13 protein-coding genes and 2 pseudogenes are annotated in these 12,708 nt (G+C 65.7%); 4 read left to right on the top strand and 11 right to left on the bottom strand.

The window, feature by feature from the left end; genetic code table 11:
* Nucleotides 1-3 precede the first annotated feature (3 nt).
* Together G6N54_RS03365 and G6N54_RS30170 are read left to right on the top strand one after the other, a co-directional pair.
* Nucleotides 4-1,360: pseudogene (locus tag G6N54_RS03365) on the top strand (glutamine synthetase family protein).
* A pseudogene (locus G6N54_RS30170) lies at nucleotides 1,348-1,476 on the top strand (amidohydrolase family protein); the annotation flags it as partial. The pseudogenes G6N54_RS03365 and G6N54_RS30170, both read left to right, overlap by 13 nt.
* Before the next feature lie 129 nt (nucleotides 1,477-1,605).
* Here the strand turns inward: G6N54_RS30170 and G6N54_RS03355 are convergent.
* Nucleotides 1,606-2,049: a nuclear transport factor 2 family protein gene (locus tag G6N54_RS03355; protein WP_163794482.1), complete on the bottom strand. Its 444-nt coding sequence runs from the start codon at nucleotides 2,047-2,049 to the stop codon at nucleotides 1,606-1,608.
* An 80-nt stretch (nucleotides 2,050-2,129) separates the two neighbouring features.
* Between G6N54_RS03355 and G6N54_RS03350 the strand changes: the two genes are divergently transcribed.
* A complete protein-coding gene (locus tag G6N54_RS03350; RefSeq protein ID WP_163794480.1) occupies nucleotides 2,130-3,044 on the top strand; it encodes a dienelactone hydrolase family protein in 915 nt (304 codons plus the stop codon).
* On the opposite strand, the gene G6N54_RS03345 is transcribed toward G6N54_RS03350, so the two are convergent.
* From G6N54_RS03345 to G6N54_RS03315, 7 genes are all read right to left on the bottom strand, one after another.
* Nucleotides 3,041-4,363 carry a cytochrome P450 gene (locus tag G6N54_RS03345; RefSeq protein WP_163788573.1) on the bottom strand — a complete coding sequence of 441 codons (1,323 nt, stop codon included), beginning with the start codon at nucleotides 4,361-4,363 and terminating at the stop codon, nucleotides 3,041-3,043. The two genes, G6N54_RS03350 and G6N54_RS03345, sit on opposite strands and share 4 nt — an antisense overlap.
* A gap of 73 nt (nucleotides 4,364-4,436) precedes the next feature.
* Nucleotides 4,437-4,850, bottom strand: a complete 414-nt coding sequence (locus tag G6N54_RS03340; protein ID WP_163794478.1) for a lipoprotein LpqH — start codon at nucleotides 4,848-4,850, stop codon at nucleotides 4,437-4,439.
* 12 nt (nucleotides 4,851-4,862) lie between these two features.
* Entirely contained in the window at nucleotides 4,863-5,708 is an 846-nt protein-coding gene (locus tag G6N54_RS03335; RefSeq protein WP_163788572.1) for an SDR family oxidoreductase, read from the bottom strand.
* A gap of 14 nt (nucleotides 5,709-5,722) precedes the next feature.
* Nucleotides 5,723-6,196: an SRPBCC family protein gene (locus tag G6N54_RS03330; RefSeq protein ID WP_163788571.1), complete on the bottom strand. Its 474-nt coding sequence runs from the start codon at nucleotides 6,194-6,196 to the stop codon at nucleotides 5,723-5,725.
* A gap of 36 nt (nucleotides 6,197-6,232) precedes the next feature.
* Entirely contained in the window at nucleotides 6,233-6,643 is a 411-nt protein-coding gene (gene rpfC, locus G6N54_RS03325; protein WP_197939570.1) for a resuscitation-promoting factor RpfC, read from the bottom strand.
* Between the two features lie 122 nt (nucleotides 6,644-6,765).
* Nucleotides 6,766-7,353: a chorismate mutase gene (locus G6N54_RS03320; RefSeq protein WP_163788569.1), complete on the bottom strand. Its 588-nt coding sequence runs from the start codon at nucleotides 7,351-7,353 to the stop codon at nucleotides 6,766-6,768.
* A 15-nt stretch (nucleotides 7,354-7,368) separates the two neighbouring features.
* Nucleotides 7,369-8,358, bottom strand: a complete 990-nt coding sequence (locus G6N54_RS03315) for an esterase family protein (RefSeq protein ID WP_163788568.1) — start codon at nucleotides 8,356-8,358, stop codon at nucleotides 7,369-7,371.
* 636 nt (nucleotides 8,359-8,994) lie between these two features.
* On the opposite strand from G6N54_RS03315, the gene G6N54_RS03310 reads away from it, so the two are divergent.
* On the top strand, nucleotides 8,995-10,116 hold the full coding sequence (locus G6N54_RS03310) for a DUF7159 family protein (protein WP_163788567.1): 1,122 nt from the start codon (nucleotides 8,995-8,997) through the stop codon (nucleotides 10,114-10,116).
* Here G6N54_RS03310 and G6N54_RS03305 read toward each other — a convergent pair.
* The 3 genes from G6N54_RS03305 to G6N54_RS03295 all read right to left on the bottom strand — a co-directional run bounded on the left by G6N54_RS03305 (nucleotide 10,113) and on the right by G6N54_RS03295 (nucleotide 12,703).
* Entirely contained in the window at nucleotides 10,113-11,042 is a 930-nt protein-coding gene (locus G6N54_RS03305; protein WP_163788566.1) for an SAM-dependent methyltransferase, read from the bottom strand. The two genes, G6N54_RS03310 and G6N54_RS03305, sit on opposite strands and share 4 nt — an antisense overlap.
* A gap of 85 nt (nucleotides 11,043-11,127) precedes the next feature.
* Nucleotides 11,128-11,667, bottom strand: a complete 540-nt coding sequence (locus G6N54_RS03300) for a YceI family protein (protein ID WP_276056626.1) — start codon at nucleotides 11,665-11,667, stop codon at nucleotides 11,128-11,130.
* A gap of 22 nt (nucleotides 11,668-11,689) precedes the next feature.
* A complete protein-coding gene (locus G6N54_RS03295) occupies nucleotides 11,690-12,703 on the bottom strand; it encodes an alcohol dehydrogenase catalytic domain-containing protein (RefSeq protein WP_163788564.1) in 1,014 nt (337 codons plus the stop codon).
* Between the last annotated feature and the right edge of the window lie 5 nt (nucleotides 12,704-12,708).

Here is a 12,708-nt window from a genome sequence, read left to right as displayed (position 1 = left end):
GCCATGAGACCCGCGCCGCTGCCCGCGGCGACGATCGCCCAACTGGAAGCCGGGGGCGTCGACACGGTCATCGGCACCGTCGTGAATCCCGCCGGCCTCATGTTGGCCAAGACGGTGCCGATCCGGCACCTCAGTACATTCGCCGATCCGGGACTGGGTGCCAGCCCGTCGTGGCACGCCTTCGCCATCGACCAAACGGGCATCGCGTTCACCGACGATGTCAACGTAATCGGCGACCAGCGGATCCGCGTCGACCTGTCCGCGCTGCGCATCATAGGCGACGGGCTGGCCTGGGCGCCCGCCGCGTTCTACGAGCAGGACGGCGTGCCGGTTCCTGCGTGCGCCCGGGGAACACTGAGCCGGCTCGAAACACTGCTCGGCTCGCCCGGCATCGAGATGAGCGCGTCCGTCGGTCACGAAATCGAATTCGTGCTCGTCGATGCCGACGGTGGCCGATTGCCGTCGACGTTGTGGGCGCAGTATGGCCTGGCCGGGGTCCTCGAGTACGAAGGATTTGTTCGCGACGTGACCGTCGCCGCCACAACGGCCGGTGTCAGGATCGAGCAGTTCCACGCCGAGTACGGTGCCAACCAGTTCGAGATCTCGCTGGCGCCGCTGACACCGGTCCCCGCCGCGGACCAGCTGGTTCTGACCCGAATCATCATCGCCCGGACCGCTCGCCGCCACGGGCTGCGCGTCAGCCTGTCCCCGGCGCCGTTCGCCGACGCCGTTCGCCGACGGCGTGGGATGCGGTGCCCATCAGCACTTCTCGATGAGCATTCCCGGTGAGCCGATCTTTTCCGGCGGGAACGGCGCGGCGGGGGAGGCAGCGGTCGCCGGGGTGTTGCGCGGATTGCCGGAAGCCCAGGGCATTCTGTGCGGATCCATCGTATCCGGTTTGCGGATGCGCCCGGGCAACTGGGCGGGAGCATACGCCTGATGGGGCACCGAGAACCGGGAAGCCGCAGTGCGATTCGTCAAGGGCAGTCCCGGCGCGGTGTACGGCGCCAATGTCGAGGTTAAAGTTGTCGATCCGTCGGCGAACCCCTACCTCGCCTCCGCCGCGATTCTCGGGCTGGCCCTGGACGGCAATATTCACGAGGCGGTGCTGCCACCCGAAACCACGATCGACCCGGCCAAGCTTTCCGACGCGGACCGCGACGCTGCCGGCATCGTATGCCTGGCCGCTGATCAGTCCGAAGTAATTGCAGCACTGGATAATTCGAAGCTGATGCGTTCTATTCTGGGCGATCCCGCGGTTGACATGGTTGTCGCGGTCCGGCGCCTGGAGCACGAGTGCTACGGCGACCTCGGCCCCGAACAGCTGGCGGACAAGTTCCGGATGGCGTGGAGCCTCTAGCGGTGGTTGCCGCGTCCGCGCTCTCCCACCACATCGGCGAAGTGGCATTGATCGACCACCACGTCCACGGATGCTGGACGGCGCCGGGGGATCGACGACGTTTCGAGAACGCCCTGGCGCCCACCGCCGCATTCAGACCCGATCGGCCGGTACAGATCATAACCGAGATGCGCTGCAACGCGCTAGATGATACTCACGAGTAATGACTAACCGCATAACCTATTCGTGAGCGAATGAAACCGCGGCTAGATCAGACCTGTGGCATCGAAAACCCAGGACGTATCGGCGGACGCCAGCGCCTCGAAGTGGTTCGGCGGCGCGAAGCTGACCAGGCTGTTCATGTCCCAGTAGTCCTTCCAGACCGTGATCTTGCCGTCGGCGACCTTATGTACCGTGACGAATCGCAACACTCCCCGTTCACCGGAGCTGAACGTCCAAGTTTCGGAATGTTCGTACATCACGTCGGTGCCGTTGGATAGCAGCACGCCGTCATGGTTCTCGTATCCCGCCAGGTGCTCGAGTCCCATCTTGAGCCGTTTCACGATGTCTTCCGGACCACGCGCCGACACCGCGGGAACCGGCATGTCGACGTAGAGGCAGTCGTCGGCCAAGAACGTCTTGACCGCATCCCAATCCCGCCGCGAAAGCGCCTGCCACAACCCGAGTACGACATCCTCGACCGCGATCATAGAAACTTCTGTCATACCGGCAAATAAACTCGCTCGCCGCACGGGTGTCAACCACGCCGCCGCAGGCGGATATCGCGACGGTGAACCCCCTGCAGCGCTATATCGCCGACGAGATCGCGATCGACCACATCGATGGCCTGCTGCCCAGACGCGAAGCGATGCGGCGGCTGGCTCTGCTCGGATTGGGGAGTGCGGCGGCATCCGCGCTGCTCGCCGCCTGCTCCACGGCGCAGGAACAGTCGGAGGCGCCCCAACCCCGGCTAGTTCCCGAAACCTCAACTGGCCCAGCACAACCACCCGGTATGGCGCATGTCCTGCCCACGCAGTCGATCTCGTGGAACGGGTCAGCGGGTCCGCTGCAAGGCGCGTGGGCCCAGGCGGCCGACGCCAAGGGTGCCGTGTTGGTGATTCACGAGAACAAGGGGCTCAACGACTGGGTGCGATCGGTCGCCGGCCGGCTGGCCGGGGCCGGGTTTTCGGCGCTCGCCATCGACCTGCTCTCGGAGAAAGGCGGGACCGCCGTCTTTCACGACCCGGCGGAGGCGACCGCCGCGCTCGGCGCTATCGCGCCGGACCAGTTCACCCACGACATCAACTCCGGCATCGCGGAATTGACCCTGCGCGCACCGGGGCAGAAGGTCGGGGTGGTCGGCTTCTGCTTCGGCGGGGGACTGGTGTGGCAACTGCTCACCGCCGGCGCGCTCGGGGTCTCGGCCGCGGTGCCGTTTTACGGTCCGTTGCCGCCCAACCCCGACTTCGCCGGGTCCAAGGCGGCGGTGCTCGGCATCTACGGCGCCTTGGACAGCAGGGTCACCGGCTCGCAAGCGACCGCCAAGGCCGCACTCGACCGGTTTGGGCTGATCAACGAGCTGGTGGTGGAACCAGGCGCCGACCACGCGTTCTTCAACGACACCGGCCCTCGCTACAACGCGACGGCTGCCGCCGATGCCTGGCGGCGACTGTTGGACTGGTTCAGCGGGTACCTGTCTGCCTAGACGTCGAGCGGAGCCATCGATCGCGCCCGCCCCAGCGCGACCGGCAGGCTAGACCAGCCCCGCAGTACCCGGGTGTCCCGACGCGTGCCGGCACCGGCCGCCCGCACGTCGGGGAAGCGGTCGAAGAAGGCCCGCAGCCCGACCTCGCCCTCGGCGCGCGCGAGTGCGGCGCCGAGGCAGAAGTGCCGACCTCCGGAGAAGGCGAGATGCCTGCCCGCGTTCGGACGTTCGATGTCGAAGCGATGCGGATCCTCGAACACCGACGGATCCCGGTTGGCGGCGGCCAGGTAGAGCAGCACCACGTCGCCGCGGTTGACCTGTCGGCCAACCAGCTCGACGTCGTTGACGGCCTTCCGGACGGTGAGTTGTACCGGCGAGTCCAGCCGCAGGATCTCTTCGACGGCGTTAGGCCATAGCTCGGGACGCTCGCGCAGCGTCTGGAGATGTTCGGGCGTGTCGAGCAGCATGCGGATCCCGTTTCCCAACAGGTTCACTGTGGTCTCGAAACCGGCGGCCAATACCAGCGCGGCGATTGCGGTGAGTTCGGTTTCGTCCAGATGAGTGTCGGCAGAACCGCTTTCGGCAGTCTGAATCAGTTGACTCATCAAATCGTCACCGGGCGAGCGCCGGAGTTGCCGCAGGTGGTCGACGAGCCACGCGTTGAACCCGGCGATCCCTTGCTGCACCCTGCGGTACTGGCGCCACGGCAATCCGACGTCCAGACTCGGGGCGGCCAGTTCGCCGAACTCCAAGACGCGCGGCCGGTCTCGCTCGGGCACACCCAAGATATCGCTGATGATGGCGACCGGAAGCTGCGAGCAGTAGCGGCCGACGACGTCTACCACGCCGGGCTCGCTGGCCAGCTCGTCCAGCAGGTTGGCCGCGGTTTCCTCCACACGGTCGCGGAGCGCGGCGACCGCTCGCGACGTGAACACGGCCGAAACCGTCTTGCGGTAGCGGGTGTGGTCGGGCGGCTCGGTGGCCAGCAACGAAGGTTCGCGCAGCGGATGCAGCAGATCGTCGCGGGCGCGGCGCTCCAGCCATCGCACCGGCGCCGGCAGATTCGATCCCAGCACCAGCACCCGGAAGTCGTCGGACCGCAGCAGGTTGTGGATCAGGCCATGGTCGACGGCCAGATAGCCGACGCGGCTTTTCACCATGGGGCCCAGCGCGTGCAGTTCGTCGCAGAAGGAAACCGGGTCGGCCGCCACTCTCGGATCGGCGATCAGCCTGGCCTGCATGTCACCGCGGCGGAGCCCGATGGTTGCGACGCCCCGGATGAACCCGTGCATCGCCAGCCAGTGCAATCGCTGTTTCACAGGGCCTCCCTGGGGCCGACAGGTGGTCGTCACGAAAAGCGTATGCCGGATGCCCGCGTCAAGCGGGAAGTGTTCAGCACTCGGCGGTGATCTTGAAGTCGGTGGTGATGACCTTGTTGGGGTTGCTGCTGTTGATCCCGTAGGCACTGCCGGTGATCGTGTAGGCGCTGTTGGTCAGATCGACGCGAGCGTCACCTACCCCGCCCTGCCAGAAGCTTCCGGTGAATCCGTCGACGTTGCGGATCTTCACCCATTGCGGGATGACCCGAGAAGCGCTGAACAGCACCACCGCTTCGACCTGGCCGTCGCGGTCGGGGATGTCGATCGTCCGGTAGGACTGCACCTGGCTGCACGCCGGCGGACGTGCCACATGGGTGGCACCGCCGATGCTCAGGTGCGCGGCGGCACGCGGCGTGGTCTGGGGCTCCGCGCAACCCGCCACACTCGCGGCCAGCACACACCCGACCGCGACCAGTCTGTACTGCACCACTTCGGCTCCTTACTGCCGCTTCGGCATCAGCCCGGGCAGCGACTTGGCGATGCGGCCTCGGACAAACTCGGGGCTCAGGCCCTTGAGCAGATCGATCAGGCGAATGCTCTTCGGCACGTACCAGTGCAGCCGCTTGGGGTGGTGGTAGGCCGCCCACGCGGCCTCGGCCACACTGGCCGCCGGCATCAGCCGCATCAGGCCCTTCTTCGGCGCGGTGGCCCGCAGCTCATCGGCGGTGATCGGCGCCCCGCCGTCGGCGGAGTGGTTGGGCGTCGTGGTGAGGATGGCGGTGTCGATCAGACCGGGCAGCACGTCGGCGACCCGCACACCGTGGCGCTCCCATTCCACGCTCAACGCTTCGGTCAGTCCCTTGACCGCATGCTTGGTCGAGGAATAGACCGCGATGCGCGGCATCCCGTAGGTGGCCGACGACGACGACGTCGAGAACATCAGGCTGCCGGGAGTCTTCTTCAGATAGGGCAGTGCGCCGTAAGCGCCGGTCAGCACCGCCTTGTAGTTCACCTCGACGACGCGCATCGTGGCCTCGTAGGGCACGTCCTCGAACCAGCCGGATTCACCGATCCCGGCGTTGTTCCACATCATGTCCAGCCCGCCGCCGGCATTGTCGGCGCAAAAGTCGGCCAGGGCTCCGTCGAGATCCGTCTTAACCGTCACGTCGACGGGGCGGGTCCACAGCCGTTCGTCGCCAAGTTCCTGGCCAAGCGCCGTCAGGCCGTCGGCGTCGCGGTCCACGGCGCCGACCCGCCACCCGTTGGCGTGGAAGAGGCGGACTCCTTCACGACCCATCCCACTGCCCGCGCCGGTGATGAAGACCGACTTCGCCACGCTTGGCATACAAGCCTTCCTGGTCAGCCCGCCTCGACCACATCTTTGATGCGGTTCAGCGTCCTGGTCATATCACGGACATTGCGGCGCTTGCGCAGGAAGCCGCCAAACAGCCAGTAGACCCCGAGCCACGGCGCGGGACTGAGCCGGAACGACTCGGTCACATCCGTGCCGGCGCCCGACGGCGCCAATCGGTAGTGCCAGTTGTTGACCGGCCGGTCACCGAGGAGAACTGCAAAGCCGAATTCACGGCCGGGTTCGCACGCGGTCACCTCGCAGACGGTCCAATAAACCGGTCCGATTTCGTTTCTCTTAACATGACCACGGAATTTGGCACCGAGGGCCGGGCCCGTCGAATCACCCAGCCACTCGGCTTCGAAGACCTCCGGCGAAAACTTACCGGTGTTGCGGACGTCCGAAATCAGATTCCAGATCTTGTCCGCGGGTGCCGCGATATGTACTGTCGCCGAACCTTCCATTGGCCGATCCAAGCACATGCCGGGGCGTGAACCTAGGCCCGCTCGATTTGGTCATCAGTGCGGGACGGCCGCCTGGATCAGGCCGTTGATGATCTCCTTGATGCCCTGCGCGGGGTGCGAGTACCACCCGATCGGGAGGCCGGACGCAGCGCCACACTTCGGCCAGGGCTCCACACCCTGGTCAGCGAAAAGCCGGTTAGCGACCGCGATTTGCTGCTCGCGAGAGTTTGCGGCAGGATTGCCGACACCGCCGTAACTTGCCCACGTGGCGGGCTTGAATTGCAGTCCGCCGTAGGCGCCGTTTCCGGTGTTGGCGTGCCAGTTGCCGCCGGATTCGCATTGCGCGATTGCGTCCCAGTTGGGTGTGGGCGCCGCGCCGGCCTCGGCGGTCGCCGGACCTAGCGTCGCCGCGATGAAAACGCCGGCCACGGCGTACTTCACGAGAGGCTTCCCCAAGTTTCTCATGTCAAGCAGTTCGGCATGTGTGTACAAAGCGTTACCGATTTGATTGATTCGCGAGATAAGAAGCCTATGGCATTTCTATGGCAATGAAATTGGCACGTCACACGGCAACGACGGCCCGATAGTTAAGTGCAATAAGACTGCGTGGCCAGCGCCAGGGCCTGCTGATAGAGCCTGTCTAGCAGGCGAGCATGGGTCACGGCGGCCCTCGCGGCGTCGAGCTGCGGGGCACACGCCGGGGAGTGCAGGAGGTCCCAGTGAACCACGATCTGGGTCAGCATCGTCTGGTTGAGGCCGTCGATCGTCGACCGTGATAACGATAGGTCGGGCGCGCCGGCGGGCGCGCTCGACGGGTTGAGTTTCCATTCCGCGAATCGGCTGTGCTCGATGGCTTCAGTGGCAGTGATCTGGTCCCCGAACACCCGCGTGACGTAGGTCGGGTCGATGTGTTCGTTGGCGGCGTCGTCGCTCAACTTGGCGAGTTGCTGCTGGACGCGGTCCGGATCCTCGACCGCGGCATGCGCAATCCACTTGTAGGCGGCCACCGCCTCGGCGACCTGCAAGCGTTGTGCGGCCGCATCGACGAGGTCGGTCAGCGCGCTGGCGTCGGCTCGTGCCGGCGTCGCCAGCAGCGTGGCGGCCGGCAACGCGGTCACCAGCGCCCTCAACGCACTACTGCGCCTGACGATGGTCGTCAAGCGCAGGAGCCACATCTGAAACGAAGGGGCTTATCCGCCGCCGCCTGGGGTCGCGCCCAAGGTGGTCTGCAGATCACCCTTCATCGCGTTGAGCTGCGCGCCCCAGTACTCCCAGCTGTGGGTTCCGTAGTTGGGGAAGTTGAACACGGCATTGTGGCCGCCCGCTGCGTTGTAGGCGTCCTGGAACTTCTTGTTGACGCCGATCATGAAGTTGCTCTCCAGGAAGGTAGCCGGCAAGTTGGCACCACCGAGTTCGTTCGGGGTCCCGTTACCGCAGTAGACCCAGAGCCGGGTGTTGTTGGCGACGAGTTGACCGACGTTGACCAGCGGGTCATTGCGCTGCCAGGCGGGGTCGCTATCCGGCCCCCACATGTCTTCCTTCTTGTAGCCGCCGGCGTCGCCCATCGCCAGGCCTATCCAGCTCTGCCCGGTGGACGGGCTGAGGTAGCCGGACAGCGAACCGGCGTAAACGAACTGTGCGGGGTGGTAGATCGCCAGGTTCATCGCCGATGCACCGGCCATCGAAATCCCGACCGCCGCGCTACCGTTCGCCTTGACGCCCTTCTCCGACGACAGGTATCCGGGCAGCTCGCTGGTCAGGAACGTCTCCCATTTGTACGTCGAGCAGCCGGACTTACCGCACGCGGGCCGGTACCAATCGGTGTAGAAGCTGGACTGGCCACCGACCGGCATCACGATCGACAGGCCGGACTTGTAGTACCACTCGAAGGCGGGGGTGTTGATGTCCCAGCCGTTGTAGTCGTCTTGGGCCCGCAATCCGTCGAGCAGATACACCGCGGGTGAGCCGCTGCCACCGCTCTGGAACTGGACCTTGATGCTGCGGCCCATCCCCGCCGACGGCACTTGGAGGTATTCGACGGGCAGCCCAGGCCGCGAGAAAGCACTCGCGGTGGCCGCTCCGCCGGCAAGACCGATCAGACCCGGCAGGGCCCCAGCCACTGCCGCACCGACCAAAAGCCGGCGCCCCCAGGCCCGGATCTTCTTGCTCACGTCTGTCATACCTGCGCCCCTTGTCGGTCGTATGTCGTCGCGTGGTGCCCCCGCAGAATTTACCGCGTGAATAGCTGAAATGTCGATTGGGGCGCGTTGTCATCCCGGTTTTGTTTCGGTTATCGCCAAAAGTAGTCCGAGTGCGATAACTGATCGGGAAACCTCGCGCCCGCTTGCTCGCCCCCATCCGGCACTCTCACCGAGTAAAACACCAGCTAGACGGCCTGCTCCAAAATCGATGCGGCAGGGGAGTGGCATGCGACAACATAGGCTACAAACGTTGTAAATTAGCGGCGGCCGACCGATTTCGACACGGCCTGCGTCGCTGAGCAATCGGCCCGACGGTTAGTGCATTGATGAGTGGTACGCCGCGGGACCACCGCCGGTGAGCCGCGGTCGCACGCCTTGACACGGTCGACAATTAGTTGGAGTCCGTCGCCGATGTCGGGCACTACCCAATTTTTCCCAGATCTCAGATCGGTGCAGCCGAACCCGTGACGACCGCGTAGGCTCTGTCGGAGCAAGCCGATGGAGACCGAACGCTAACCCCGGTCCGTTCCGGCCCTCACGATCACCGCACCGCGGATTTTTTGCGCGTGGTGGTGCGGCAGGGCCTCGGAGTCCGGGCCGATTGAGGTGCAAATTTTGCAAACGGTACTAGGGCTATCACTGACGCCGACCGCCTTCGGGTGGGTCCTCGCTGAGGGACACGGCGCAGACGGCACCATCCTGGACCACCAGGAATCGGCGCTTTACGCCGAGGACGGCGTACCCGCCGTCAGTACCGCAGAGCAGGTGGCACAAGAAGTCCTGCGGGTAGACGCGCAGGCCAATGCCAGCGATCACCATCTGCGCGTCATCGGGGTGACCTGGAACGACGAGGCCGCCGCCCAGGCAGCACTGCTGTTGGAGGCGCTGACCGACGCCGGGTTCGACAACGTGGTGCCGGTCCGGTTGCTCGAGGCTGTCGAGACCCTGGCGCGCGCGATCGCGCCCGTCATCGGATACGAGCAGACGGCGGTCTGCGTTCTCGAACACGAGTGGGCGACGGTCGCCATGGTCGACACGCATGACGGCGACACCCAGACCGTCGTCAAGCACATCAGCGGTGGCTTCGACGGGCTGCGATCCTGGCTGACCGGAATGTTCGAGCGCAGCGGATGGCGTCCGGGCGGCGTGGTCGTCGTCGGCGCGGACAGCGACATCGACGGATTTTCCTGGCGGCTCGAAAAGGCTTTGCCGGTGCCGGTCTTCGCGCAGACGATGGCCCAGGTGACCGTCGCGCGCGGCGCGGCACTGGCCGCCGCGCGCAGCACCGAGTTCACCGATGAGCAACTGATCCCTCAGACCGCCGAACCCGCGCCGACCACCGCGCCACGGCGGCCCGGGCACTTGTCCTATGCGGGCGCGGTGACCGCATTGGCCGCCGGCACCGTCACCTTTGTCTCGTCACTGGCGATTGCCGTCGGCATGCAGCTTGCTCCCGATGCCGGACACGCCGCAAGCAAGCACGTCGAGCACGCGCAGACGCCACAGGTTGCCGAAGCCGGGGCTTCGGCGGTTGCGCCGCCGGCGACCGAGCAACCCGCACCGCGGTGGGCCGCCACCGGTGAACCCGTTTCGCGACCCGGCACACCGGAGGAGGGCGCGCCGGCTGAGCAGCAGTCCGATCCCAGCGGCCCGCAACCGTACTTGACGAGGGTGCTCGAGCATATCCCCGGCGACACCGGTGATCCGACAGCACCGGCCGCACCGCCGCAGCCCTAGGGCTGCTTGATCGCGGTGCAGTAGTAGGCGTCGGAGGCGGGATTGCCTGCGACCGCAGGCACTTCGGCCAGGCCGTTGGCGGCGAACAATTCATTCAGGGTCCGGACTTCCGTCCGCCAGCCGTGGCGATCCAGGTATGCGGCAACGTCGTTGCGCTCGACGTCATAGCGCAAGTCGGCGAGTTCCACATCGAATCCGTGTTCGCGCCACCGGTCACCGGCGACGGCAACCATGTCCTTCGCTTGCTCAGCGTTTTCGTCCGGACGGGCGCCGAAAATTTCGGCCGCAAGCCGACTTCCGGGCGTGCTCAGGGCAGTGATGTTGTCCAGCAGGCGATCTTGGGCATCCGCAGGCAAGAACGCCAACAACCCCTCGGCGATCCACGCACTGGGCTGGGTAGGATCAAAACCCTTTTCTCGCAATGCCGTTGGCCAATCATGTCGCAGGTCGATCGGCACCACACGGAGCTCGGCGGTCGGCCGCGCATCGAGATCGGCCAGCGTGGAGTTCTTGAACTCGAGCACCTCGGGCTGGTCGATCTCAAATACCGTGGCCCCGGCCGGCCAGGACAACCGGTAGGCACGCGCGTCCAGGCCCGACGCCAGGATGACGGCCTGGCGGATACCCGCGTCCATCGCATCCCGGAAAAACGCATCGAAGTAGGGTGTCCGAACACCCATCAGGTCGGCCATCCGCTGCAAACCCCAGCCGTCGTCGGCGCCGTCGATGTCGGCCGCGTCGATCTCCCCGTTAGCCCATCGCGCGAGGAATTCGATTCCCACGGCCCGCACCAGCGGTTCGGCAAACGGATCGTCGATCAGCGGGTTAGCGCCCTTGCTGGCAACGGCTCGGCCGGCGGCGACCATGGTGGCCGTCGCTCCGACACTGGTTGCCAGGTCCCACGAATCATTCTCTGTGCGAGGCATTTTGCCCTCTTTCGGCGAGATACTTAGCGGTGGTAATGAATCCTTCACCGAGGATACACGCGCCGACGAGTACTGCCCGTGGCGTTCACTCGTCCTTGGCGTGAACCGCGGAGAAAGACAGCGTCACATCGTCGGCGACCTGCACCGAGCCCACCAACAGCGAGTATGGCTTGATGCCGTAGTCGGACTGGCGAACCGTCGATTCGGCCGACATTCGCCAGGAATCACCGAGATCTTGTGTATGCAAGTCGATTACGTGCTCGCGCTGTTTTCCGCGGATCTCGAGGGTGCCGGTCAGCCGGTAGCCGGTCTCGGTTTCCTCGATCACGTCCGCGGTGAAGCGAATTTCGGGAAAGCGGGCGGCGCCCAGCGAGTTCAACGCGTTCGAGCGCACCAGCGCTTTCTCGGGACCTGACAGGCCCTTGACGCCACCCTGGCTGGCGAGCACGCCGAGCGAGTCCACCTCGACCGTCAGTTCGGCCGCGACCGGATCGGTGTCCGCCCAGCGCACGGACGCCCGCCAGCGCGTCATCGCGATCGTGAGGCGATGGCCCATCCGCGCGGCCCGGCCCTTGACGCCGGTACGAAGAAGCAGTTCGCCGTCAGCGGCGTCGAGAGTCCACAAGTCGGTCACAGACCGACAGTATTCACATCGTCAAAACGGTGCGATAGTGCGCTCGACCCTGCTCCATCGCGGCGTAACCCTCGGCGGCCTGCGCCAGCGGCAACTCCTCGATCCATGCCCGCACACCGGACAGCACCGCGAATTGCATTGTGTCTTCGACATCTTTCGAGGTGCCGGAGGGGTGGCCGACAATGCTGATCCCCGGCGTGATCAGCTGTACCGGGCTGATCGGCAGCGGCTCCGTGGTCACGCCGATGGTGATCAACTCGCCCTGCGGCAGCAACCCGCCGACCGTCTCGGCCATCGCCGCCGAGTTTCCGGCAGTGCACAACGCGACCGTGACACCGCCCAGGGCCCGCAACGCCTGAGCGACGTCGCCGCTAGTGGAGTCGATGTAGTGATGGGCGCCCAGTTTCCGCGCGTCGGCTTCCTTTCCGGTGCCGCGCGCGATCGCGATGGTCTCGAAGCCCATCGCCCGGGCGAACTGCACCCCGAGGTGTCCGAGTCCACCGACACCGAGAACCGCGACTCGATCACCCGGCAACGCCTTGGTGTGGCGCAGGGCGTTGTAGGTCGTGACGCCGGCGCAGCCCATCGGCGCGGCCTCCACGTCCGAAAGCTCGGAAAGAATCCGGGCCAGGGCATTGGCCGGTACCGTCGCCGATTGCGCATAGCCGCCGGGGTACTGCCAGCTTGGGACCTTGATGTTCGCGCAATGAATGAAGATGCCCCTACGGCAGGAGTCGCAGCGGTTGCAGTTCCCGCCGAACCAGCCGACGGCGACTCGGTCACCCACTGCGAAGCCCTCGACGCCGTCACCGAGTTCGGCGATGGTTCCAGCGATTTCATGCCCGAGGGTCAGCGGCCACGTCATATTCGGGAAGCCGCCGTTGGCGAACGCGCGGTCGGTGCCGCACACGCCGCAAGCGGTAACCGTCAGCCGCACCTCGTCACGACCGGGAGGTGTGGTCTCAACCTCTGCCAGCTCCAAAGGCCCACCGGGGGAATGCATTTGGATGGCTTGATGTGTCGGCATGGTCT

This window comes from Mycobacterium stomatepiae (assembly GCF_010731715.1).
GTDB lineage: Bacteria > Actinomycetota > Actinomycetes > Mycobacteriales > Mycobacteriaceae > Mycobacterium > Mycobacterium stomatepiae.
This window is presented reverse-complemented; position numbering and strand designations above follow the sequence as displayed.